The organism is Duganella violaceipulchra, from assembly GCF_019166075.1.
Taxonomy (GTDB): Bacteria; Pseudomonadota; Gammaproteobacteria; order Burkholderiales; family Burkholderiaceae_D; genus Rugamonas; species Rugamonas violaceipulchra.
In genome coordinates this window covers 1-243 of record NZ_JAHTGR010000252.1, presented here as the reverse complement: position 1 = coordinate 243, position 243 = coordinate 1, and the positions used below count along the sequence as shown (strand labels likewise).

Sequence of the window (243 nt, the reverse complement as noted above, 5' to 3'; positions counted from 1 at the left end):
GCGGCAGCTCATCCAGCACCACGAAGGCGCCGGGCACCATGAATTCCGACAGCGTCCGGCCCAGCTGCGCGCGCAGCGCGGCGATGTCGAGCTCCATGCCGTCCTGGGCCGCCACGTAGGCCACCAGCCGCTTGTCGCCCGGCTGGTCCTCGCGCGCCAGCACCACCGCCTCGCGCACGCCGGCGCAGGCCGACAGTTTCGCTTCAATCTCACCGAGCTCGATGCGGAAGCCGCGGATCTTGA

The 243-nt window shown here is 70.8% G+C and carries 1 protein-coding gene; it reads right to left on the bottom strand.

The window, feature by feature from the left end; all coding sequences use genetic code 11:
• Nucleotides 1–243, bottom strand: a 243-nt coding sequence (locus KVP70_RS33930; RefSeq protein WP_217946813.1) for an AMP-binding enzyme, incomplete at both ends; no start/stop codon positions are given.